4 tRNA genes are annotated in these 457 nt (G+C 51.2%); all 4 read left to right on the top strand.

Going from position 1 to position 457, the window contains the following annotated elements:
* Positions 1-44 precede the first annotated feature (44 nt).
* Positions 45-121: transfer RNA gene (locus tag KSHG_RS15555), tRNA-Pro, on the top strand.
* Positions 122-131: 10 nt separating this feature from the next.
* Positions 132-207 (top strand) — tRNA-Ala (locus KSHG_RS15560).
* 32 nt (positions 208-239) lie between these two features.
* A tRNA-Met gene (locus KSHG_RS15565) sits at positions 240-313 on the top strand.
* 10 nt (positions 314-323) lie between these two features.
* Positions 324-400: transfer RNA gene (locus tag KSHG_RS15570), tRNA-Ile, on the top strand.
* Positions 401-457: the final 57 nt, after the last annotated feature.

Below are 457 nucleotides of genomic sequence, written 5' to 3' on the forward strand. Positions count from 1 at the left end.
GGGCGCACCATTTTAAATATATTTCTTATATTCTTTTTGGTTATCGGAATGTAGCTCAGCTTGGTAGAGCACTTGGTTTGGGACCAAGGGGTCGCAGGTTCGAATCCTGTCATTCCGACCATTACTGAATTGGGGCCTTAGCTCAGCTGGGAGAGCGCCTGCCTTGCACGCAGGAGGTCAGCGGTTCGATCCCGCTAGGCTCCACCAATTAACTTTATACTTTGTCTTATTTTTATTATGGCGGCCTAGCTCAGCTGGCTAGAGCGTCCGGTTCATACCCGGGAGGTCGGGGGTTCGATCCCCTCGGCCGCCATCCTAAAGAAGGACCTTTAGCTCAGTTGGTTAGAGCAGACGGCTCATAACCGTCCGGTCGCAGGTTCGAGTCCTGCAAGGTCCACCAAAATAACATAAGTTTTTGCTTCACGGAGGTATACCCAAGTCTGGCTGAAGGGATTGG

Source organism: Kurthia senegalensis (assembly GCF_000285595.1).
GTDB classification, from domain to species: domain Bacteria; phylum Bacillota; class Bacilli; order Bacillales_A; family Planococcaceae; genus Kurthia; species Kurthia senegalensis.